The organism is Pseudomonas sp. S9 (assembly GCF_000222125.1).
GTDB lineage: Bacteria > Pseudomonadota > Gammaproteobacteria > Pseudomonadales > Pseudomonadaceae > Aquipseudomonas > Aquipseudomonas segetis.
Map to the genome: position 1 here is coordinate 22,530 of NZ_AFFX01000011.1, position 21,120 is coordinate 43,649.

Annotated in this window: 21 protein-coding genes and 1 pseudogene; 11 read left to right on the forward strand and 11 right to left on the reverse strand. The window is 57.6% G+C overall.

What is annotated here, in order from left to right; genetic code table 11:
* The first annotated feature begins 26 nt into the window (after positions 1-26).
* Complete coding sequence (locus PSES9_RS0118855) at positions 27-914, forward strand: PA4780 family RIO1-like protein kinase (RefSeq protein WP_010489586.1); 888 nt, start codon at positions 27-29, stop codon at positions 912-914.
* Positions 915-965: 51 nt separating this feature from the next.
* Here the strand turns inward: PSES9_RS0118855 and ypfJ are convergent, their stop codons facing one another.
* Positions 966-1,847 carry a KPN_02809 family neutral zinc metallopeptidase gene (gene ypfJ, locus PSES9_RS0118860; protein ID WP_010489587.1) on the reverse strand — a complete coding sequence of 294 codons (882 nt, stop codon included), beginning with the start codon at positions 1,845-1,847 and terminating at the stop codon, positions 966-968.
* Between the two features lie 157 nt (positions 1,848-2,004).
* Between ypfJ and PSES9_RS0118865 the strand changes: the two genes are divergently transcribed.
* Positions 2,005-2,391 (forward strand): DUF4345 domain-containing protein, encoded by a 387-nt coding sequence (locus PSES9_RS0118865; RefSeq protein WP_029529657.1) that lies wholly within the window; start codon positions 2,005-2,007, stop codon positions 2,389-2,391.
* Between the two features lie 68 nt (positions 2,392-2,459).
* On the opposite strand, the gene trmA is transcribed toward PSES9_RS0118865, so the two are convergent.
* From trmA to PSES9_RS23915, 3 genes and pseudogenes are all read right to left on the reverse strand, one after another.
* Positions 2,460-3,548: a tRNA (uridine(54)-C5)-methyltransferase TrmA gene (gene trmA, locus PSES9_RS0118870; protein WP_010489589.1), complete on the reverse strand. Its 1,089-nt coding sequence runs from the start codon at positions 3,546-3,548 to the stop codon at positions 2,460-2,462.
* 81 nt (positions 3,549-3,629) lie between these two features.
* Positions 3,630-4,925: an NCS2 family permease gene (locus PSES9_RS0118875; protein ID WP_010489590.1), complete on the reverse strand. Its 1,296-nt coding sequence runs from the start codon at positions 4,923-4,925 to the stop codon at positions 3,630-3,632.
* A 179-nt stretch (positions 4,926-5,104) separates the two neighbouring features.
* Positions 5,105-6,375: pseudogene (locus tag PSES9_RS23915) on the reverse strand (MFS transporter).
* Positions 6,376-6,542: 167 nt separating this feature from the next.
* Between PSES9_RS23915 and PSES9_RS0118885 the strand changes: the two are divergent.
* From PSES9_RS0118885 to PSES9_RS23920, 5 genes are all read left to right on the forward strand, one after another.
* Positions 6,543-7,514, forward strand: a complete 972-nt coding sequence (locus tag PSES9_RS0118885; protein WP_010489592.1) for an XdhC family protein — start codon at positions 6,543-6,545, stop codon at positions 7,512-7,514.
* A complete protein-coding gene (locus PSES9_RS0118890) occupies positions 7,511-8,095 on the forward strand; it encodes a nucleotidyltransferase family protein (protein ID WP_036988354.1) in 585 nt (194 codons plus the stop codon). Before PSES9_RS0118885 ends, PSES9_RS0118890 begins: the two co-directional genes overlap by 4 nt.
* Positions 8,096-8,357: 262 nt before the next feature.
* A complete protein-coding gene (locus PSES9_RS0118895) occupies positions 8,358-9,785 on the forward strand; it encodes a cytochrome ubiquinol oxidase subunit I (RefSeq protein WP_010489594.1) in 1,428 nt (475 codons plus the stop codon).
* 2 nt (positions 9,786-9,787) lie between these two features.
* Entirely contained in the window at positions 9,788-10,798 is a 1,011-nt protein-coding gene (gene cydB, locus PSES9_RS0118900) for a cytochrome d ubiquinol oxidase subunit II (protein WP_010489595.1), read from the forward strand.
* 10 nt (positions 10,799-10,808) lie between these two features.
* Positions 10,809-10,949, forward strand: coding sequence for a DUF2474 domain-containing protein (locus tag PSES9_RS23920; protein WP_036988355.1), 141 nt, complete (start codon positions 10,809-10,811; stop codon positions 10,947-10,949).
* A 37-nt stretch (positions 10,950-10,986) separates the two neighbouring features.
* Here the strand turns inward: PSES9_RS23920 and PSES9_RS0118910 are convergent, their stop codons facing one another.
* From PSES9_RS0118910 to PSES9_RS0118925, 4 genes are all read right to left on the reverse strand, one after another.
* Positions 10,987-11,712, reverse strand: a complete 726-nt coding sequence (locus PSES9_RS0118910; RefSeq protein ID WP_010489599.1) for an amino acid ABC transporter ATP-binding protein — start codon at positions 11,710-11,712, stop codon at positions 10,987-10,989.
* Positions 11,713-11,731: 19 nt separating this feature from the next.
* Entirely contained in the window at positions 11,732-12,679 is a 948-nt protein-coding gene (locus tag PSES9_RS0118915; RefSeq protein ID WP_029529658.1) for an amino acid ABC transporter permease, read from the reverse strand.
* A gap of 84 nt (positions 12,680-12,763) precedes the next feature.
* Positions 12,764-13,561: a transporter substrate-binding domain-containing protein gene (locus PSES9_RS0118920; RefSeq protein ID WP_010489602.1), complete on the reverse strand. Its 798-nt coding sequence runs from the start codon at positions 13,559-13,561 to the stop codon at positions 12,764-12,766.
* 153 nt (positions 13,562-13,714) lie between these two features.
* The gene (locus PSES9_RS0118925; protein ID WP_010489603.1) at positions 13,715-14,851 is read right to left on the reverse strand and encodes a methyltransferase; all 1,137 of its coding nucleotides are present in this window, start codon (positions 14,849-14,851) and stop codon (positions 13,715-13,717) included.
* A 143-nt stretch (positions 14,852-14,994) separates the two neighbouring features.
* Here PSES9_RS0118925 and PSES9_RS0118930 point away from each other — a divergent pair, with 143 nt between their 5' ends.
* The gene (locus tag PSES9_RS0118930; protein ID WP_010489604.1) at positions 14,995-15,771 is read left to right on the forward strand and encodes a ferredoxin--NADP reductase; all 777 of its coding nucleotides are present in this window, start codon (positions 14,995-14,997) and stop codon (positions 15,769-15,771) included.
* A gap of 392 nt (positions 15,772-16,163) precedes the next feature.
* On the opposite strand, the gene mscL is transcribed toward PSES9_RS0118930, so the two are convergent.
* A complete protein-coding gene (gene mscL, locus PSES9_RS0118935; protein ID WP_010489605.1) occupies positions 16,164-16,571 on the reverse strand; it encodes a large-conductance mechanosensitive channel protein MscL in 408 nt (135 codons plus the stop codon).
* 238 nt (positions 16,572-16,809) lie between these two features.
* Here mscL and PSES9_RS0118945 point away from each other — a divergent pair, with 238 nt between their 5' ends.
* Positions 16,810-17,055, forward strand: a complete 246-nt coding sequence (locus PSES9_RS0118945) for a YdcH family protein (protein WP_010489607.1) — start codon at positions 16,810-16,812, stop codon at positions 17,053-17,055.
* A gap of 90 nt (positions 17,056-17,145) precedes the next feature.
* A complete protein-coding gene (gene radA / locus PSES9_RS0118950) occupies positions 17,146-18,510 on the forward strand; it encodes a DNA repair protein RadA (protein ID WP_010489608.1) in 1,365 nt (454 codons plus the stop codon).
* A 20-nt stretch (positions 18,511-18,530) separates the two neighbouring features.
* Here radA and PSES9_RS0118955 read toward each other — a convergent pair whose 3' ends face one another.
* A complete protein-coding gene (locus PSES9_RS0118955) occupies positions 18,531-18,902 on the reverse strand; it encodes a PilZ domain-containing protein (protein WP_010489609.1) in 372 nt (123 codons plus the stop codon).
* A gap of 242 nt (positions 18,903-19,144) precedes the next feature.
* Here PSES9_RS0118955 and PSES9_RS0118960 point away from each other — a divergent pair, with 242 nt between their 5' ends.
* Positions 19,145-19,651 carry a DUF3015 domain-containing protein gene (locus PSES9_RS0118960; RefSeq protein ID WP_010489611.1) on the forward strand — a complete coding sequence of 169 codons (507 nt, stop codon included), beginning with the start codon at positions 19,145-19,147 and terminating at the stop codon, positions 19,649-19,651.
* Positions 19,652-19,771: 120 nt separating this feature from the next.
* Here PSES9_RS0118960 and glyA read toward each other — a convergent pair whose 3' ends face one another.
* Positions 19,772-21,025 carry a serine hydroxymethyltransferase gene (gene glyA, locus PSES9_RS0118965; protein ID WP_010489612.1) on the reverse strand — a complete coding sequence of 418 codons (1,254 nt, stop codon included), beginning with the start codon at positions 21,023-21,025 and terminating at the stop codon, positions 19,772-19,774.
* Positions 21,026-21,120: the final 95 nt, after the last annotated feature.

Genomic DNA, 21,120 nt, shown 5'->3' on the forward strand with positions numbered 1-21,120 from the left:
CCACAAAGGACCCGTGATTAAAGCTGATGAAGACTCCAAAACGTCTTGAACCCTTGGTCGAAGATGGTCTGATCGACGAGGTGATACGCCCGCTGATGAGTGGTAAAGAGGCTGCGGTTTATGTAGTTCGCTGTGGTCAGGAATTGCGGTGTGCAAAGGTCTATAAGGAGGCTAACAAGCGGGGGTTCCGCCAGGCTGCGGAATATCAGGAAGGCCGCAAGGTGCGTAACAGTCGCGACGCACGGGCCATGGCCAAGGGCTCCAAGTACGGTCGCAAAGGCCAGGAAGATGCCTGGCAGAACGCTGAGGTAGGCGCTTTGTTCCGGCTGGCCAATGCCGGCGTGCGAGTGCCCAAGCCCTACGACTTCCTTGAGGGCGTGCTGTTGATGGAACTGGTCGATGACGGCGAGGGTGATGTTGCTCCTCGCCTCAATGATGTTGACCTGCATCCGGATGATGCCCGCGAGTTCCACGCATTCATGATCGAGGAAATCGTCAAGATGCTGTGCGCCGGCCTGGTGCACGGCGATTTGTCCGAGTTCAACGTATTGCTTGGCCCTGAAGGGCCGGTGATTATCGACTTGCCGCAAGCGGTCGATGCGGCGGGTAATAATCATGCCTTCAAGATGCTTGAGCGCGACGTGGGCAACATGGCTGCCTATTTCGGGCAGTTTGCCCCTGAACTCAAGTACACCAAGTACGCCAAGGAAATGTGGGCCTTGTACGAGGAGGGCAAGTTAACCCCCGAGTCGACCTTGACCGGTGAGTTTGATGACCCTGAAGATGCCGCAGATGTTGATGCGGTGATGCGTGAAATCAAGGCCGCATTGGCGGAGGAAGCGCGGCGCCAGGCGCTACTCGACGCGGATGATGCCCCGGCAGGGGAAGAGCCCCCGCCGCCGTGGATGCAATAGGCAAAAAGCCCCGGTAAAGGGGCTTTTTTGTGTCTCGCGTGCAGGTTATGGCTACAGGTTCGCCGCGCCAAAGGTGTCGCAACTGCCCAGCTTGCCGCTGTCAAACCCGGCCTTGAACCAGCGAGTGCGTTGCGCCGAGGTGCCGTGGGTGAAGGAGTCAGGCATCACCTGGCCGCGGGTCTGCTTTTGCAGGCGATCATCACCAATAGCATTGGCCGCATTCAAGGCTTCTTCCAGGTCGCCAGGTTCCAGCCAGTTCAGGCGGCGTTGTGCGCTGTTGGCCCAAACCCCTGCCAGGCAGTCGGCTTGCAGTTCCTGGCGGACCAGGAGGCCGTTGCTGCCTTCCATGCGCTGGCCAGCCCTGCGTGCGGCATCCACTTTTGCCGATACACCGAGCAGGGTTTGTACATGGTGGCCGATCTCATGGGCAATGACGTAAGCCTGGGCAAAGTCGCCAGCTGCGCCGAAGCGCTGTTCAAGTTCCTGGAAAAACGACAAGTCGAGGTAGACCTGACGATCGCCCGGGCAATAGAACGGGCCTACCGCAGCATCGGCAAAGCCGCAGGCTGAATTGACCCCGCCACTGAACAACACCAGCTTTGGATCCTGGTATTGGCGATTGGCATTTCTGAAAATTTCGCGCCAGGTGTCTTCGGTGTCTCCAAGGATTGAGCGTACGAATTCAGACTGCTGGTCATTGGCAGCCGGGTTTTTGGGCTGTTGCTGAGGGGCTGGCGCGCTGCTTTGCGTGGCCTGGCCGGCAATGTTGCCAAGGATCTGCAGCGGGTCCTGGCCCATTAGCAGCCCGACCACCACTATCACGGCGACCCCGCCGAGGCTCAGGCCACGGCCACCACCGAACCGTCTGCCTGCGCCACTACTGCCGCGGGCATCCACCACGTTGTCACTGCGTCGTCCTTTGCTCCAGCGCATTACTCGATTCCCTGTGATATTGCTGTTAATCAGTGTTGCTCAGTATAAGCCAGACGCCAGTCCAGTCGTCAGTCAGAGTCAATTATGCATATTGCTGGGCTTGGCCCCGGATGGCGCCTAAGCTGGCAGCTATAAATGGCTTGAAAGGGAGTTGGCGATGTTAGTGGCAAGAGTTGTTTTGACGATCCAGGTCATTATTTTGTTTGGCTTGGGCCTGGCATATTTTGTGAACCCGCAACCCATGGCCAACGTTTCCGGCATGCTGCTGATGGAGGCTGCGGCTGTGACCGACGTGCGTGCCTATTACGGCGGCCTGCAAATTGGCCTGGCAGCTTTTCTCGGATTGGCGTTGACACGCCTCGACCTGACCCGCAGTGCCCTGACCTTGATGGTGCTGCTTTACAGTGCGCTGGCCGTGGCCAGGCTGGGCGGCTTGTGGCTCGATGGTGGCGCGGGGCAAACCTTCAACCTCTACGCCTTGCTGGCAGAAGTGGTGGCCGGTGGGCTGAGTTTCTACGCCTTGCGCTGCCTCAATCGAGGCTAGGCGCTACTCAGCCTCAAGTCGTGCCTGAGGGCTGAGTATTGGCTTGAGCCGCGAGTTAGGCCATGAGCTTACTTGCGTACCAGCAGGACACCCGACTCCATGTGGTGGGTGTAGGGGAACTGGTCGAAGACAGCGCAGCGTTCAATGCGGTGCGTATCGCTGAGCTGCTCGATGTTGTCGGCCAGCGTCTGCGGGTTGCATGAGATATACAGGATGCGCTCGAAGCGTCGGGTCAGCTCGCAGGTGTCAGGGTCCATGCCGGCGCGTGGCGGGTCGACAAACACTGTGCCAAAGTCATAGCTTTTGAGGTCGATGCCAGCCAAACGGCGGAACGGACGCACCTCATTGAGCGCTTCGGTCAACTCCTCTGCGGACAAACGCACCAGGGTGACGTTATCGACTTGGTTGTCGGCAAGATTGGCCAGGGCGGCATTGACTGACGATTTGCTGATCTCGGTGGCCAGCACCTTACGTACGCGGGTCGCCAGCGGCAGGGTGAAGTTGCCGTTGCCACAGTAGAGTTCAAGCAAGTCGTCTTGCCGTTCGCCCAGGGCGTCGAAGGCCCAGTTGAGCATCTTCTGGTTGACCCGGCCGTTGGGCTGGGTGAAGGCACCTTCAGGCTGGCGATAACTGAAGCTGCGCCCGTTTACCTCCAACTCTTCAATCACATGGTCGCGGCCTATCACCAGGCGTTGGCCACGGGAGCGTCCGATCAGGCTGACACCCAGTTCGTTGGCCAGCTGTTGTGCTGCATTTTGCCAGTGTTCATCAAGCGGGCGGTGATAGCACAAGGTGATCAGCGCATCGCCGGCCAGGGTCGTCAGGAACTCAGCCTGGAACAGCTTGAAGTTCAGTGCCTCGTTGGCTTGCCAGGCGGCTTTGACACGCGGCATCAAGTCATTGATGCGTTGGCTGGCAATCGGAAAATCCTCGATCAGGATCGGGGTACGTTTGTCGCCTGCGGCAAACATTGCATAAAAGCGTTCATTGCCTTCACGCCACAAGCGAAACTCGGCGCGTAAACGGTAATGTTCGTGCGGCGAGTCGAACACATCAGGTGCAGGCGCGTTGAACGGCGCAAGTAGGCTGATCAGGCGTTGCTTTTTTTCTTCCAGCTGAGCGTCATAGCTGGCTGGATCGAATTGTGGCGCACTCATGAATAACTCTTCAGCGTGGTCGGAAAGCGGCAGGTTAACCTGCCGCGATCATCAGGTGTGGGTGTTACCGAGTACAGCGTATCAGGCGTTAAACCAGGCGAACTTGATCACAAACAAAATCGCCAGGATCACCAGCGCCGGGTTCAGCTCTTTCCAGCGTCCCGCCAGCAACTTGATCGCTGCCCAGGCGATAAAGCCGAAGGCAATCCCGTTGGCGATCGAGAAGGTCAGCGGCATCGCCAGTGCGGTGATTACCACGGGGGCGGCAAGGGTGATATCGCTCCAGTCAATCTCGGCCAGGCCAGCGGTCATCAGTACCGCGACAAACAACAGCGCAGGCGCCGTGGCGAATGCCGGAACACTGCCTGCCAGTGGCGAGAAGAACAAGGCCAGCAGGAACAGGATGGCGACTACTACGGCGGTCAGGCCGGTGCGGCCGCCAGCGGTGACACCTGCGGCTGACTCGATGTAGCTGGTGGTGGTCGAGGTGCCCAGTAATGAGCCGACCATGGCCGCGCTGCTGTCGGCTATCAGTGGCCGGCCCATTTTCGGCATGTAACCGTCGGCGCGCATCAGGCCCGCTTTTTTAGCAACGGCAATCAAGGTGCCGGAGTTATCGAACAGGTCAACAAAGAGGAAGGCGAACACCACGCTGACCAAGCCAATATCCAGCGCGCCCATGATGTCGAGCTGCATGAAGGTCGGGGCCAATGATGGCGGCATGGATAAAAAGCCGCCGAATTGCGAGACACCCAGGGCAATACCAATGCCGGTGGTCAGCAAAATACCGATCAGCACCGCACCTGTAACCCGGCGCGCTTCAAGCGCGACGATAACGAAAAAACCGAGGATTGCCAGCAGTGGCTCGGGCTTGGACAGATCACCCATGCCCACCAGGGTTGCCGGGTTGGAAACGACGATGCCTGATTCCTTGAGGGCAATAAGCGCCAGGAAAAGACCAATGCCCGCGGCAATGGCCGAGCGCAGCTCCAGCGGGATGCTGTTGATGATCCACTCACGAATCTTGAAAATCGATAACAGGAAGAACATGCACGCCGAGAGGAACACCGCGCCCAGGGCGACTTGCCAGGTGTGGCCCATATGCAGGACCACTGTGTAGGTAAAGAAGGCATTGAGGCCCATGCCCGGAGCCAGGGCGATTGGGTAGTTGGCAATAAACCCCATGATCGCCGAGCCGATTGCTGCGGCCAGGCAGGTCGCGACAAAGATCGCGCCCTTGTCCATGCCTGTTTCCCCGAGAATGCTCGGGTTGACGAACAGGATGTACGCCATCGTCAGGAAGGTGGTCAGGCCGGCCAGCATCTCTGTGCGAATGTTGGTGTTGTGTGCTTTGAGTTGGAACAGTCTTTCCAGCATCTGGAGTTCCCCGTGACGCTAAATGCGCCGAAAGTGGCCTGATCGATAGCTAACTACATCCATCCATGGCTGAACTGTATAGCTGGCGATTGTGAAAAAGGCGCGCATCATAGCAGTAAGCCCGCTGGCGGTGAATCAAGGCAGCGTAGTACAGGCGCCGCTATAGGCGCCATGTCGCTTTAAGCACCGATTCCCGACTTCTGGGTTGCGGCCAGTTCTTGCTCGGTCTGTTCCAGGGTGTCGCGATGAGCCAGTGTCGGGAACAGTTTGATCCAGGTGCCGGTGACCAGGAGCGTGCCGACGCCACCGAGCACCACTGCGGGCACAGTGCCGAACCAGTGTGCGGTAAGGCCGGATTCGAACTCGCCGAGTTGGTTGGATGCGCCAATAAACAAGCCGTTGACCGCGCTGACCCGGCCCCGCATGGCGTCAGGGGTTTGTAATTGCACAAAGGCACCACGGATAACCATGCTGATCATGTCTGCAGCGCCCAGCCCCACCAGTACCAGCAGGCTGGACCAGAAAGACGTCGATATTCCGAACGCGATGGTGTCGACGCAAAAAATCGCCACGGCGGTGAACATGGTCCGCCCGACATGGCGATTGATCGGAAAGCGCGCCAACCAGAAGGACATCAGCAAGGCGCCTACCGCGGGCGCTGAACGCAGCAGGCCAAGCCCCCATGGGCCGGTCATCAGGATGTCTTTGGCAAACACCGGTAGCAGGGCTGTTGCCCCGCCGAGCAGCACCGCGAACAGATCGAGCGAGATTGCCCCAAACACATCGGGGCGACTGCGAATAAAGCGAATGCCAGCCAGCAGGTTGTTCAGCGATGCTTTTTCCTTGCTTTGCTGTGCCGGATGCTTCGGCAGGCTGAGCATCAAGCCGCAGGCCAGGGCGTACAGGATTGCGGTCGGTACATAGACCCAGATGCTGCCAAAGGCAAACAGGAAACCACCCAGGGCAGGGGCGACAATGGTTGCGGTTTGCATGGCCGATGCCGATGCAGCAACCGCCGCCGGAAACAACGACGGAGGCACCAGGCGCGGCAGCAGTGCTTGCGTAGCGGGCATTTCAAAGGCCCTTGCCGCACCCAGGCTAAAGGCCAGCAGGAAGATCATCTCGCGGCTGATATCACCGCTGTAGCTGCTGATCACCAGCGCCAGGGCAATCAGCGCCTGAACTGTCTGGCATACGGCAGCAATGCGTGCACGGTTGTAGCGATCGGCCACGTGGCCGGTATGTAGCATAAAGAGTACGCGCGGCAGGAATTCGGCCAGGCCGACCAGGCCCAGGTCGAGCACGCTGCCAGTGAGTTTGTAGATATGCCAGCCGATGGCCACGGTCAGCATCTGGAAACCACTGGCGGGGGGGGGGGCGCGGGGCCCCACAGCCAGAAGGCTATGAAGGGGCGGTGATGGCGCAGCAGGGTTGGCGTGGTGTTTGACATAACAGCGTCAGCTCGGGCGTGGTCGGGCGCAAAGTCTAACTGAAACAAATTGTTTCGGCTGCTTCTGCGCAAATCACCATTAACCACAATGGCTTTATGGGGCCCAGGCCTGCCTGTGTCCTAAAGTCCTGATAAAGTGGTGCGCTATCTAAGGGACGGAGCCGTTAATGCAGCATCTAGATTTACTGGTCGTTCGCCAGGCACTGCAGTGGTCGCAGGCTGGCCAGCGGGTTTGGCTGTGCACAGTGCTATTTACCTATGGCTCGGCACCCAGGGCGCCTGGTTCTCTATTGGTCGTCAACGAACAGGGCAATTGGTTGGGGTCATTGTCTGGCGGTTGTGTAGAGGATGATTTTCTACAGCGTGTGGCTGAAGGCGCATTTGTCGAGCCCGCAACGCTGGTGCGCTATGGCGATGGCAGCGATAGCCACTCCAATGTCAGCTTGCCCTGCGGCGGTGTGCTGGAAGTGCTGGTCGAGAACCTGGCCTGCAGTTGCGAAGTGCTGGCGCATTTGCGTGAGCTGGAGGCTGCATTGCTCGGACAGCGGCGTTTGTTGCGTTCAGTCACTGTGCCACAGGGTTCATGGCAACTGAGTGCGGACCCCGACCACGGGCCTCGGGTACGCCGCGAGCTGGACACCTTGCATATCCGTGTTGGCGCCGCACAACGGCTACTGCTGGCCGGCTACTCCAGCGTCGCCCATGTCTGCGCCGAGTTTGGCAAGACCCTTGGTTTTGAAGTGGTGCTCTGTGATCCACGCGATGAGGTGCTGGACGGCGTCGAACTGCCGGGCGTCGAGATCCGCCGTGAGCTGCCTTCCATGGTAATCGCGGCAGGCGGTTGTCATGCCGATACCGCCGTTGTGGCCCTGACCCATGACCCGCGAATTGACGACCTGGCGATGATCGAAGCCGTGCGTACCGAGGCGTTCTATATCGGCGTGATGGGGTCGCAGCAAACCACGAGCAAGCGTTTCGAGCGTTTGTTGCGCTCGGGTGGACTGTGCGAGGCTGATCTGGCGCGAATACAGGCGCCGATTGGTCTTAACCTGGGCAGTAAAACCCCGGCCGAGATTGCCCTGGCTGTGCTTGCGGATATCGTCCGTCTGCGCAATGGCGTGGCCAAGGCGCAACTTTGAGTTGTCCGTCAAAGGCAGTTGTCGCCGTGGTGCTGGCTGCCGGGCGAGGGCGGCGTTTTGGCAGCGACAAGCGCATCGCGCGGCTCGGTGATGGCCAGGGTCTGCTGGCGATGACTGTTGCTCGCGCCCAGCCCCACTTTGCGCAGCTCTATGTGGCCCTGCGTGAGGATGACGAGCCACAGGCGCTGGGGCTGCCAGGGCACACCCGGGTTATACGCTGCGCCGATGCCGATCAAGGCATGGGCACCAGTTTAGCCGGAGCCATTACCCAGGTCGCAGCGCTGAACAGCCAGGCGTCTGCAATTGCCGTCTTGTTGGGAGATATGCCCTGGCTCGAGGACCAGACATTGCTGCGCCTGGTTCAGGCCGCAGGCAGCTCGCGTATTGTGTTTCCTATGTACAAGGGCGAGCGCGGTCATCCAGTCATATTCGGCCGCAAGTACTGGCCGCAGCTTCAGGGGCTCAAGGGCGAGCAGGGTGCCAGGGCGATACTTCACGAGCATGCCCATGCCTGCGTCGGGCTGGATGTTGCAGACCCGGCAGTCTTGCTCGATGTTGATTGTCCGCAGGCACTGCGCTGAAAACCGCAACTGATCGCGACAATGAACCACAGCGGTTAATTCCAGGTATGCAGCTATCCTTAGTTGGGTATTGATATGGATCAACATCAGGCTTATTGCTGGCGGATGGTTTTCACTGCAACTAGAGGCAAGGGAATGTGTCTGGCATCACTGTATGTGCTAACGATTAGAACGCTGGCGTCATTTGATGATCAGAGTCCAGTACGTTATTAGCGAACCTCGAATGAAGCGAGGTTTTGTATCACCTGATTGAGGACGCGCCATGTTTGGCTTAGAGGCATTGGAGTTAGCCCGGATCCAGTTTGCTTTCACCATCTCGTTTCACATTATTTTTCCTGCAATCACCATCGGTTTGGCGAGCTACCTGGCCGTTCTTGAAGGCTTGTGGCTGAAAACCGGCAAAAGCGTATACATGGATTTGTATCACTTCTGGTCGAAGATATTTGCCGTCAACTTTGGCATGGGCGTGGTTTCCGGCCTGGTGATGGCTTATCAGTTCGGGACTAACTGGAGTGCCTTCTCTGACTTTGCCGGTGCCGTTACCGGCCCCTTGCTGACGTACGAAGTGCTCACTGCATTCTTTCTCGAAGCGGGTTTTCTCGGTGTCATGCTGTTTGGCTTGAACCGCGTCGGGCCTGGCTTGCACTTCTTTTCTACCTTGATGGTCGCCATAGGTACGCTGATCTCGACATTCTGGATCCTTGCTTCCAACAGCTGGATGCAGACGCCCCAGGGGTTTGAAATCGTCGATGGTCGGGTGATCCCCGTAGACTGGTTCGCGGTGGTGTTCAATCCGTCCTTCCCTTATCGCCTGATGCACATGGCAACGGCTGCATTCCTGGCCACAGCCTTCTTTGTCGGTGCATCCGCGGCCTGGCACCTACTGCGTGGTCGTGACAACCCGGCAGTGCGCAAGATGCTTTCCATGGCCATGTGGATGGCGCTGATCGTTGCACCCATTCAGGCGGTGATTGGCGATGCCCACGGCCTCAATACGCTGGAGCATCAACCTGCCAAAATTGCTGCGATTGAGGGGCACTGGGAAAACCCTCCGGGCGAAGCAACGCCGTTGATTCTGTTTGGCTGGCCGGACATGGAGCGCGAGGAAACCCGCTTCAAGGTCGAGATCCCTAAATTGGGCAGCTTGATTCTGACCCACAGCCTTGACAAGCAAGTCCCCGCGCTCAAGGAATTTCCCAAGGAAGACCGGCCAAACTCGACCGTGGTGTTCTGGAGCTTCCGGATCATGGTCGGCCTTGGCTTGTTGATGATTATGATGGGCGCCTGGGCGTTGCTGCTGCGACCGCGCGGCAAGCTTTATGAGAATCGCGCTTTCTTGCACATGGCGCTATGGATGGGACCTTCGGGCCTGATCGCAATCCTGGCGGGCTGGTTCACCACGGAAATCGGTCGCCAACCTTGGGTTGTGTACGGATTGATGCGCACCTCGGACGCGGTTTCAAATCACACGGTCGTGCAGATGAGCGTGACCCTGGTGTTGTTTGTGGTGGTTTATTTCGCGCTTTTTGGTGCCGGTCTCGGCTACATGATGCGCCTGGTACGCAAAGGGCCAGTACCTGCAGAAGGCACTAACCATCAAGAAGGTGGCCCAGGCCAACAACGTACGCCGTCTCGTCCGCTGTCTGCTGCACCGGACGATGAAGACGACACCCAGACTGAAAGGAGCTGAACATGGTCGGCATAGATCTCTCGCATATCTGGGCGGTGATCATCGCTTTCGGTGTGATGATGTACGTAGTCATGGATGGGTTCGATCTGGGTATCGGTATCCTTTTCCCCTTCGTCAAGGACGATCGCGAACGTGACCTGATGATGAACTCCGTGGCACCGGTTTGGGATGGCAATGAAACCTGGCTGGTACTGGGTGGCGCGGCGCTGTTCGGCGCCTTCCCGCTGGCCTACGCGGTGGTGCTGGACGCCCTCTATCTGCCGCTGATCTTCATGCTGCTCGGGTTGATTTTCCGCGGTGTGGCCTTTGAGTTTCGCTTCAAGGCCAAAGCCCATAAGCGGCATATCTGGGACAAGGCCTTTATTGGCGGCTCAATCACCGCGACCTTTTTCCAGGGCGTTACCCTTGGCGCCTATATCGATGGCATCGAGGTGGTTGGCCGTACCTACGCGGGTGGTCCGCTGGACTGGCTAAAACCTTTCGCGCTGTTTTGTGGTTTGGCCTTGGTCGCCGCCTATGCCTTGTTGGGTTGCACCTGGTTGATCATGAAAACCGAGGGACGCTTGCAGGAACAGATGCATGACCTGGGCAAGCCGCTGATTCTTGTGGTCCTGGCGGTTACCGGTATCGTCAGCCTGTGGACGCCTTTGGCTCATCCCGAGATTGCCGAGCGCTGGTTCAGCCTGCCTAATATTTTCTGGCTCTCGCCTGTGCCGATACTGGTTCTGCTTTGTACCTGGGCCTTGTGGCGGGCTGTGCAGAAACGTCAGCACTACGCCCCGTTTTTGCTGACCCTTGGCTTGATCTTCCTGGGCTACAGCGGCTTGGGCCTGAGCCTGTGGCCGAATATCATCCCGCCTAGCGTGACTATCTGGGAGGCCGCATCGCCGCCGCAAAGCCAGGCGTTTATCCTGGTCGGCGCGTTGTTCATCATCCCCTTTATCCTGATGTACACCGCGTGGAGCTACTACGTGTTCCGCGGCAAGATAACCCACGAACATGGCTACCATTAAGGATCGCAGCATGACGGGTTCGCAGCAGAAGAAGCCCTTGTACCAGCGTATCGGCTGGCTGGTGGCAATCTGGGCGGGTAGCGTACTGGCGCTGGGGGTTGTGTCATTGCTGCTGCGCTGGTTTATGAGCGCAGCAGGCATGACCAGCTAAAGGCTTAATGATCTGCGGTGTTCAAGCGCCGTCCACCCTAGAGCAGTTTTGATAGGAACTGCTCTAGCCGCGGGTGCTTTGTGCTGCTGAAGATATTGTCCGGGTTGTCGCTGACCAGCAATTCGCCGTCTTCCATAAACAGCACGCGGTCGGCCACTTCGCGGGCAAAGCCCATCTCGTGGGTCACCACCACCATGGTCATGCCATCGTTGGCCAGGCTCTTCATTACATCCAGCACCTCGCCGACCATTTCCGGGTCCAGCGCCGATGTGGGCTCATCAAACAGCATTACGTCCGGGTTCATCGCCAGCGCACGGGCAATTGCTACGCGTTGCTGTTGGCCCCCGGAAAGCTGCGCCGGGTACACATCCAGCTTGTCCCCCAGCCCCACGCGCCTGAGCAGTTGCTCGGCATCTTGCTCTGCCTTTTTCGGCTCGCGCTTGGCGACCTTGATCGGTGCGAGCATGACATTGCCCTTTACCGTCTTGTGCGGGAACAGGTTGAATGACTGAAACACCATGCCGACGCGTTCACGCAGCTTGTTGATATTGGTGCCGGGGCCATACATGTTGATGCCATCGATAATGATCTGGCCGTTATTGATCTGCTCAAGCTGGTTGAGTGCGCGCAGAAAAGTCGACTTGCCTGAGCCGGATGGGCCAATAATGCCCACCACTTCACCACGGGAAATAGTGGCACTGACGTTTTTAAGGGCATGGCAGCCATTGGCGTAGATCTTGTTAACTTGGGTGGCAACGATCATGTCCTTGCCGGTATAGGCTTCAGTCACTGGCGGCTAACCTCTTTTCAATGCGGCGGACAACCCACGACAGCAAGGTCGTCAGAATCAGGTACAGGCCGGCTACGGTAATCCACACTTCGAATGTCGCGAAGTTGCCGCTGATAGCCTCGCGCCCGGCTTTGGTCAGGTCGGTGATTGCAATTACCGAAACCAGCGAGGAATCCTTGATCAGGTTGATCAACTGGCCCGCCATGGGCGGCAGCGTGCGCTTGAATGCTTGCGGCAAGATAACGTGCGTCATTGCCTTGGGGTAAGACATGCCCAGCGAGCGCGCGGCTTCCATTTGTCCGGGTGAGATCGACTGGATGCCGGAGCGCACGATTTCGGCAATGTAGGCACCGGTAAAGATCGACAGCGCCATGACCCCGGCAGAGAAACGGTCAAGGTTGAGCATGGTGCCGACAAAGAAGTACATGATAAATATCTGTACCAGCAGTGGCGTACCGCGAATCAAGCCGACGTAGGCAAATGCCAGGTTTTGGCAGGCCGGATTGCTGGAAATGCGCATCAAACCCGCCGCCAGGCCGAGCAGGGTGGCGAAGAACAGTGAAATCACCGATATCTTCAGGGTCACCCACAAGCCATGGAGTAGCGGGCCTGCGCGCCATTGCACGGTGCGTGCGACCACATCGCCTTCGAATATCAGGTCGCCCTGGGCCGCAACGGCCTGGTCATAGGATTTGAAAACCTGGGGCTTGTCGCCGGAATCGAGAGTGAGGGTTATTGCATCAGGGGTGACTTCAGTGATGGTGCCATTGCCGCTGGCCCGCAGGTCGAGTGGTGCGGTGTTGACGATATAAGGCAGCACACGTGCCCATTGCCAGCTGTAGTTGATCTGCTTGGAAGCTATGTACAGCGTGCCCATGAGGCCCGCTATGATAAGTACTGATAGGCCGTGCCAAAGCCATCGTCGGGGACTGGTCAACAAAGTGACCTCCTGGAAATTTAGGTTTTACGGTAACGCGCGGGGCAAGTGGAAATCAGGCCAGAGGTTGAGTCTGGCCTGATGGGCTTACTGAACCTGGTCGAGCCAGGCGTCGCTTTCGAACCACTTGGCGTAGAGGCGATCGTAGGTACCTTCACCCTTGATCTGACGCAGGAAGTTGTTCAGCACATTGAGCATTTCCGGGTCGCCCTGGGCAACAGCCCAGCCCAGCGGCTCGAAGGTGAATGGCTTGTCCAGGTGAACGATCTTGTCTTTGTTCTGCGCAAAGTAGATCGCGTTGAATGGCAGGTCGTAGATGAATGCATCCGCCTTGCCGTTGGTAACTTCAAGCACTGCGTCAGACTGGGTTTCAAAGACATTGATCTTGGCTTTGCTGAGCAGACGCTTGACCGCTTGCTCGCCGGTAGTCCCCAGTTTGGTGGTAATGGTGTACTGCGGATCATTGAGGTCTTTGTAGTCGTTGATCTTACCCTTGAGCTTAGGGTTCAGCAGAATGCTCTGGCCGATAACGATATAAGGGTCAGCGAAGTTCACGCGCATATTGCGCTGAGTATTGATGGTCATGCCGCCGTTGATCATGTGGCACTTGCCGGTCAACAGGGTCGGGATGATGCCATCCCAGGCCGTGTTGACCGGGACGTATTTAACGCCCATCTGCTTGGCCAGCAGTTTGCTCATGTCGATATCAAAACCGATGAACTGGCCTGCCTTGCTCTTCATTTCGAAAGGCATGTAGCCGGCGTCGAAACAAACTTTAAGTTCCCCTGATTTAACAATGTCATCAAGAACTGGACCCGCTTGAGCTGTGATTGAAGCACCTAGCAGGCTGGCGGTAATCGCCAAACCAGTAAAAAATTTTCTCATGTGAGAGTCCTTATTCTTTTTGAGCGCATTATTGCGTTCTTATTTGTTGGCATCGGCCTTTTGTAAAGGCTCTTTGTTATAACAGGTTAAGCCTTGAATGAAAAAGTCCGGAGCAGGCAGTTGGTCGCTTAGAGGGAAGTCGGTCGTTATCAGCTACTTGATGGCCTTGAGAATCACGAACTTGGGGTTCGACGCCACTTGTTCGACGCCACGAAACAGGCGCTTGAGCTTTTGGTGGTAGCCCAGGTGGCGATTTCCGACAATCCACAACTGGCCTCCCGTCACCAGGGCCGAATGCGCTTGCTGGAACATCCGCCAGGCGAGGAAGTCGCCCACCACCTGTTGCTGGTGAAAGGGTGGGTTGCACAGCACCCTGTCCAACGACTCAGGCAGTTGTTCAGCCAGGCCATCACCCGCGCGGATATCCACCGGCCGTTCGCCGAACGCGGCTAGCCAGTTCTCCCGCGCCGATTGCACCGCCATGTACGACTCATCAACCAGTGTCAGTTGCGCCTCGGGGTTGTTCAGAGCGTAGGCAAGAGCCAGAACACCGTTGCCACAACCCAGGTCTGCAACCCGTAGAGGCCGTTGATCCCTGGGCAGGTGCGGCAAGAAGGCCCGCGTGCCGATGTCGAGGCCTTCGCGGCAGAACACATTGGCATGGTTGACCAGGTTGAGCGGCGGTTTCTCCAGGCTGTAGCGGCTAGGGTAGGGGGAGACGGGCTGCGGCCTTGGTTCCGGCGATGCAATCAGCAGGCGCGCCTTTTTTACAGCCAGGGACGCCTGAACCGGGCCAATGTATTTTTCCAGCAGATCACCTGCTGCGCGCGGTAAATGCTTGACCATGGCCGCGGCCACAACCTGCGCTCCCGGTGCCAGTTGGCCGTGCAGGCGAATCAATTGCTCTTCAAGCAGGGCCAGGGTCTTGGGGATGCGGATCAGTACGCGATCAAAGGGACCTTGGGGCGATTGTTGTGCCGGTACGAAATTGACCGCATCTGCAGCCAACTGATTGCGCTGCAGGTTGATCTTCAGTGCCATGTGCCCCAGGTGCGAGTCAGAACTGCTGGTGATCAGATGGCGGGGCTGTTCAATAGCTGCCAGCGCGCAGGCCAGCGCGCCAAAGTTGTCGTTGAGAATCAACACGCGCAGATTCGTCCCGCCGCCTTGTTCGGCAAACTGGTTGAGCAGGTATTCATCCGCGGCGTCAAAGGCCTGCAGGGTCTCGTGCGACTGTTCTGGCTGGCGGATCAATTCCAGTGGTGCAAAAGGCGTAACGAATATAGGCATATAAGCTGCTGGTTTTTATCATTGAAAAAGTGCGCGACACTGCAGGTTCATGGGCCGAGCGGTTGCTTAGCTGTCGTACCCTGGTAACCGTGCCACACAAGGGAACTGCCAAAGCCTATCCGCCAACTCAATTGGGGAGCCCTATGAGCGCAAGTGATGACAAGTTTACCCGGCAAACGCTTAGCGATGTGCATGTCTGGTCGCCGACTTTATTCAGTTTGCGCTGTTCACGTGATCTGGGGTTTAGATTTGTTGCCGGGCAGTTCGCCCGTCTAGGCGTTTGCAAACCCGACGGCAGTATTGTTTGGCGCGCCTATTCGATGGTTTCGGCGCCGCATGACGAGTTTCTCGAATTCTTCTCAATCGTTGTGCCAGGCGGAGAGTTCACCAGCGAACTGAGCCGTTTGTCTGTCGGCGACACGCTGTTGGTGGACAAGCAGGCGTTTGGCTTTCTCACCCTTGATCGTTTCATTGATGGCCGTGACTTGTGGCTGGTGGCCAGCGGCACGGGCCTGGCGCCATTTCTGTCGATACTGCAAGGCCTGGAGGTGTGGGAGCGATTTGAAAGGATTATCTTGGTTTACAGCGCCCGGACCGAGCAGGAGCTGGCTTATCAGCAACTGATCCAGCAACTTGGCTCGATGGAGCACATTGCCGAGCATGCGCACAAGCTGGTTTATGTGCCGGTGGTCACCCGCGAGACACTGCCGGGCTGCCTCAACCAACGGATCACCACATTACTTGATAATGGTGAGCTGGAACGCGCTGCAGGTGTAGCGATGGACGCCGAACACTCAAGGGTGATGCTTTGCGGCAATCCCCAGATGATTGATGACCTGCGCCAGCTATTGAAGCAGCGCGACATGCATCTAAGCCTGACCCGCAGGCCAGGCCAGGTCGCCGTGGAGAATTATTGGTAGGGTACGACAGGTGCAGGGCGTGACAACGCGAAGCTTGTCCAGAGAAGTGGCGAATAGTGCGGAGATTTGGAGTTGCAAGCGGCGGACGAAAAAGCGCCCGCCGCGCTAGGAACTCAGGCCATCCAGGTAGGGTGCGACAACGCGAAGTTTGTCCACCGAAGTGGCGAGTAGTCCGGGTGTTTGGAGCTGCAAACGGCGGACGAAAAAGCGCCGTCCGCCCTATGGGGTCAGGCCATCCAGGTAGGGTGCGACAACGCGAAGCTTGTCCAGCGAAGTGGCGAATACTCCGGAGATTTGGAGTTGCAAGCGGCGGACGAAAAAGCGCCCGCGCCGGGGGCAACCAGGCTTGGCGTGATCACGCCAAGCTGTTCAGCAACGCTGACTGTGAAAGCTTATTCAGCTTTGTTTTTCAGCAGGTCGCGGATCTCGGTCAGCAATACTTGCTCCTGAGTCGGCGCAGGTGGCGCGGCCGGGGCGGCTTCTTCCTTGCGCTTGAGGCTGTTCATCACTTTGATTGCCATGAAAATGGCGAATGCCACTATCAGGAAGTCGACCAGCGTTTGGATGAATTTACCGTAGTTCATGGTCACGGCAGGGATATCGCCTTGCGCCGCTTTGAGCACGACGACTAAGTCGGTGAAATCAACGCCTCCTATCATGACGCCCAGCACGGGCATGATCAGGTCACCGACAAAGGATGCAACGATCTTACCGAACGCGGCACCAATGATAATACCGACTGCCATGTCGACTACATTGCCTTTGACGGCAAAAGCCTTGAACTCACTGATAATGCTCATGTTTCCTATCCCTGCGATATTGGGTGATGTATTCATTCTAAACACTCAAATACATTTAGCCACTCGTCAGACTGGGTTTGTCAAAAATATGGCTGTTGGTTTTCTGGTGCACGCCAGTGCTAAAAAACTTGACGCTGCCACGCTCTGGTCGAGTTTTTGGCGTGGGGTTTGTTCCGTGGCCAAGCAGAGCCCGCAGGCTCGACTAGTCTGAAAGTACATACATCAAGAGGGTGCAGACATGCCGTTGGAACATCACTCACTGAAGAACGAGTTTCCTCAATTCGCCTCGAAGTTCAGCACCTTGGCCCAGTCCAATAAACGTTTTGCCCGGCTAGCTGAAGAGTACGAGGCGCTGGACAAGCGCATTTATGAGATCGAAGACGGCCACGAGTCGATGGATGACTTGAACCTGCAGGGGCTCAAGATGCAACGGGTTACGCTCAAGGACGATATCTCCGCCATGCTCAATAGCCATCAGGACTGATTCGCCAGGCATAAAGGACAACACTTGCGGATTGTCGCTGCTTGCTCAGGAAAGGCTATGATGGGCGCTTTGCTCTGAGGAAGTCTGCCGATGGCTAAGGCCAAACGCCTGTATGGCTGCACTGAGTGCGGCGCCACCCTTCCCAAGTGGGCCGGCCAGTGTGGCGAGTGCAACGCCTGGAATACGCTGGTTGAAACCATGGTCGAGGCCAATGCCACGGCGCCTGGCGGGCGCAGTGGCTGGGCTGGCCAGCAGGCGCCGTTAAAAACCCTGGCTGAAGTCAGTGTTGAAGAGATGCCGCGGTTTTCCACTGCTTCCGGCGAGCTGGACCGTGTGCTGGGCGGCGGTTTGGTGGATGGATCGGTAGTGCTGATTGGCGGCGATCCGGGTATCGGTAAGTCGACCATCCTCCTGCAAACCCTTTGCAACATCGCCACGCGCTTCCCGGCCTTGTATGTCACGGGCGAGGAGTCGCAGCAGCAGGTTGACATGCGCGCTCGGCGCCTGGGTTTGCCGGAAGACAAGCTCAAGGTCATGACTGAAACCTGCATTGAGACCATCATTGCCACGGCGCGCCAGGAAAAGCCCAAGGTCATGGTGATCGACTCGATCCAGACCATCTTCACTGAACAGCTGCAATCCGCGCCTGGCGGTGTGGCGCAGGTGCGGGAAAGTGCCGCCTTGCTGGTGCGCTTTGCCAAGCAAAGCGGCACGGCGATCTTCCTCGTCGGCCATGTCACCAAGGAAGGCGCGCTCGCCGGGCCGCGGGTGCTGGAGCATATGGTCGATACGGTTCTGTACTTCGAGGGCGAGTCGGACGGGCGCCTGCGCCTGTTGCGGGCGGTGAAGAATCGCTTTGGCGCGATCAACGAACTCGGCGTATTCGGCATGACCGACAAGGGCCTCAAAGAGGTAACCAATCCCTCAGCCATCTTTCTTACCCGGGCCCAGGAAGAAGTGCCTGGAAGTGTGGTCATGGCAACTTGGGAGGGCACACGGCCAATGCTGGTGGAGGTCCAGGCGCTGGTTGACACCAGCCACTTGGGCAATCCGCGCCGTGTGACCCTTGGGCTTGATCAGAACCGCCTGGCCATGCTGCTGGCGGTATTGCATCGCCATGGCGGCATCCCTACTTACGACCAGGATGTCTTTCTCAATGTCGTCGGTGGGGTCAAGGTGCTGGAGACAGCATCGGACCTGGCCTTGATGGCTGCGGTCATTTCCAGCTTGCGCAACCGGCCGTTGGCCAATGATCTGCTGGTGTTTGGCGAAGTCGGTTTATCGGGAGAAATTCGTCCGGTACCAAGCGGCCAGGAACGTTTGAAAGAGGCCGCCAAGCACGGTTTCAAACGTGCAATCGTGCCCAAGGGCAACGCCCCGAAAGAGGCGCCGCAAGGGTTGCAGATCATTGCTGTCACGCGGCTTGAGCAAGCCTTGGATGCCTTGTTCGACTGAGCGCGCCGAGCCAGTGCGGCTCAGCTGTCCTTGCCGAGTGCGCTGAGGTCGCGTTCAAGCATGGATTCGTCGCCCAGGTTGAGCTCGACCAGGCGGCGCAGATGGCTTATGGATTCAAGGTCAATGTGTTCGCAAACAAACCCCAGCAAGCCGCTGTCGTCACGGGTCAGGGTCACTTCCATGCGTACCTTGGCAGCCTCGCTCAGGTTGATCTGCACATCGAAAAGCTGTTGCGGATCGGCCTGCCAATGAGCAGGGCGTTCGACCATCAGCCCTTTGAGCGACACGTCATGCAACTTGACTTCCCAGCGCTGCGCGCCCTGGGATATTTCTGTCGGTGCGTCAAAGGCGATGCGATGAAAGCGTCTACGCTCCGTGTCCGGGTCGCTCATATTTAACTCCTTGTTTGCGTTCTCAACACTATAGTCAAGCTTGAAGAGCTAAATACCCCGGTTGGCAGGAAAAATATTTTAATTGTGGTTTTTGGCTAAAACCCCTTTAAAAACTTGGTCGACACGGCGGGCGGCCTGCTCAATTGTGGTGCTGGCTCACGCAACTCATTTGACAGTTTTGCTACTTTAACCAAAGCTGCTAATGCAGTTTTATATTTATATTATGGTGGAGCACAAGAAAAATGGAAAAGCGATTGCTGAGCAAAGGCTTGATTTTCGGTTTGCTGACTGTTGCCAGCGTTGGGGCTTATGCCGAAGCGCCAGGCGGCCCGTCTTGCGGTTGGGGTAACATGCTGTTTGATGGTCAGCGTGGCATTGCACCGCATTTCCTTGCCAGTACAACCAACGGCACCTCCGGTAACGCCACCTTTGGCATGACGTCCGGTACCAACGGTTGCAGCACCAGCGGCAAGCTCACTTATGGTGGGCGTTCGATGCTTGCAATGAACGGCATGCTCGACTCTATCGCTGAAGACATGGCCCAAGGCCAAGGTGAGGCACTGGATGCCTACGCTGTACTGCTGGGGATTCCTGCAAGCGACCGCGCGCAGTTTGCCAAGGTCACGCACGAGAACTTCAACACGATTTTCTCTTCAGCCGACGTCACCAGCGAGCAAGTACTGGCTTCCACCATGGAAGTCATGAGCCGCGACAGCAAGCTGGCCGCCTACGCTAAAACACCTGCGTAAGAACCACTGGTTACGAAAAAGCCCGCCAAAATGGCGGGCTTTTTCGTTTAAACAAACTTGTGCGAAAACGCTGGGCGCCAAGGTTTAACGGATTAACAGCGCGTTACCCATCCGGGCGATTTACGCACCATAAACCGGGAAGCGTGCGCACAGGTCTTTGACTTGCTCGCGTACCTTGGTTTCCACTTCGTCATTGCCAATGTTGGCCAGGACTTCACAAATCCAGCCTGCCAACTGACGGCACTCCTCTTCCTTGAAACCACGAGTGGTAACGGCAGGGGTGCCGATACGCAGGCCCGAAGTTACAAAGGGTGAGCGCGGGTCGTTTGGCACCGAGTTCTTGTTGACGGTGATAAAGGCACGGCCCAGTGCGGCATCTGCTTCCTTGCCGGTGATGTCCTGCTTGATCAGGCTGAGCAGGAACAGGTGGTTTTCAGTGCCGCCGGAAACCACGTCATAGCCGTTTTCCATAAACACCTTGGCCATGGTCTGGGCGTTCTTGATGACTTGCTGCTGGTAGGTCTTGAACTCGGGCAGCAGCGCTTCCTTGAAGCACACCGCCTTAGCTGCGATCACGTGCTCCAGCGGGCCGCCTTGGCCGCCTGGGAATACTGCCGAGTTGAACTTCTTTTCCAGCTCTTCGTTCTTGCGCGCCAGAATCAAGCCGCCACGTGGGCCGCGCAGGGTTTTGTGGGTGGTGGTGGTCACCACGTCAGCAAATGGCACCGGGTTCGGGTAAACACCTGCTGCAACCAGGCCGGCAACGTGGGCCATGTCGACGAACAGGTAGGCACCGACTTTGTCGGCGATTGCGCGGAAACGCGGGAAGTCGAGAACCTGTGAGTAGGCCGAGAAACCAGCGATGATCATTTTGGGCTTGTGCTCGACCGCCAGGCGTTCGACTTCATCGTAATCGATCAGGCCGTCGTCGTTGATGCCGTATTGCACTGCATTGTAGATCTTGCCGGAGAAGCTGACGCTGGCGCCGTGGGTCAGGTGGCCGCCGTGTGCCAGGCTCATGCCCAGGACGGTGTCGCCAGCATTGAGCAGGGCCATGTAGACCGCGCTGTTGGCTTGCGAGCCCGAGTGTGGCTGAACGTTGGCGTAGTCGGCACCGAACAGTTGCTTGGCGCGGTCGATTGCGACCTGCTCGACGATATCCACGTATTCACAGCCGCCGTAGTAACGCTTGCCTGGATAGCCTTCGGCGTACTTGTTGGTCAGTACCGAGCCCTGGGCTTCCATCACCGCAGGGCTGGTGTAGTTTTCCGAGGCGATCAGCTCGATGTGCTCTTCCTGGCGCTGGGCTTCTTGCTCCATCGCGGCAAACAATTCGGCGTCAAAACGGGCAAGATTCAAATCACGGCTGAACATAGCAATCCCCTGAGAAAACAGCTGGGCTGAAGAAATAGGGTGCGGATTCTACCCCATACTGCAGGCGTGCGGGTATGAATGGCGGTCATGTGCCT

Excerpts from the sequence above, each read along its gene's own strand:
- mscL (WP_010489605.1), bottom strand. The coding sequence starts at position 16,571 with ATGAGCATTATCAGTGAGTTCAAGGCTTTTGCCGTCAAAGGCAATGTA.
- radA (WP_010489608.1), top strand. The coding sequence starts at position 17,146 with ATGGCTAAGGCCAAACGCCTGTATGGCTGCACTGAGTGCGGCGCCACC.
- cydB (WP_010489595.1), top strand. The coding sequence starts at position 9,788 with ATGGTCGGCATAGATCTCTCGCATATCTGGGCGGTGATCATCGCTTTC.
- PSES9_RS0118895 (WP_010489594.1), top strand. The coding sequence starts at position 8,358 with ATGTTTGGCTTAGAGGCATTGGAGTTAGCCCGGATCCAGTTTGCTTTC.
- PSES9_RS0118945 (WP_010489607.1), top strand. The coding sequence starts at position 16,810 with ATGCCGTTGGAACATCACTCACTGAAGAACGAGTTTCCTCAATTCGCC.
- PSES9_RS0118930 (WP_010489604.1), top strand. The coding sequence starts at position 14,995 with ATGAGCGCAAGTGATGACAAGTTTACCCGGCAAACGCTTAGCGATGTG.
- glyA (WP_010489612.1), bottom strand. The coding sequence starts at position 21,025 with ATGTTCAGCCGTGATTTGAATCTTGCCCGTTTTGACGCCGAATTGTTT.
- PSES9_RS0118875 (WP_010489590.1), bottom strand. The coding sequence starts at position 4,925 with ATGCTGGAAAGACTGTTCCAACTCAAAGCACACAACACCAACATTCGC.
- PSES9_RS0118925 (WP_010489603.1), bottom strand. The coding sequence starts at position 14,851 with ATGCCTATATTCGTTACGCCTTTTGCACCACTGGAATTGATCCGCCAG.
- PSES9_RS0118865 (WP_029529657.1), top strand. The coding sequence starts at position 2,005 with ATGTTAGTGGCAAGAGTTGTTTTGACGATCCAGGTCATTATTTTGTTT.
- PSES9_RS0118910 (WP_010489599.1), bottom strand. The coding sequence starts at position 11,712 with ATGATCGTTGCCACCCAAGTTAACAAGATCTACGCCAATGGCTGCCAT.
- PSES9_RS0118885 (WP_010489592.1), top strand. The coding sequence starts at position 6,543 with ATGCAGCATCTAGATTTACTGGTCGTTCGCCAGGCACTGCAGTGGTCG.
- PSES9_RS0118855 (WP_010489586.1), top strand. The coding sequence starts at position 27 with ATGAAGACTCCAAAACGTCTTGAACCCTTGGTCGAAGATGGTCTGATC.
- PSES9_RS0118920 (WP_010489602.1), bottom strand. The coding sequence starts at position 13,561 with ATGAGAAAATTTTTTACTGGTTTGGCGATTACCGCCAGCCTGCTAGGT.
- PSES9_RS23920 (WP_036988355.1), top strand. The coding sequence starts at position 10,809 with ATGACGGGTTCGCAGCAGAAGAAGCCCTTGTACCAGCGTATCGGCTGG.
- trmA (WP_010489589.1), bottom strand. The coding sequence starts at position 3,548 with ATGAGTGCGCCACAATTCGATCCAGCCAGCTATGACGCTCAGCTGGAA.
- PSES9_RS0118955 (WP_010489609.1), bottom strand. The coding sequence starts at position 18,902 with ATGAGCGACCCGGACACGGAGCGTAGACGCTTTCATCGCATCGCCTTT.
- PSES9_RS0118960 (WP_010489611.1), top strand. The coding sequence starts at position 19,145 with ATGGAAAAGCGATTGCTGAGCAAAGGCTTGATTTTCGGTTTGCTGACT.
- ypfJ (WP_010489587.1), bottom strand. The coding sequence starts at position 1,847 with ATGCGCTGGAGCAAAGGACGACGCAGTGACAACGTGGTGGATGCCCGC.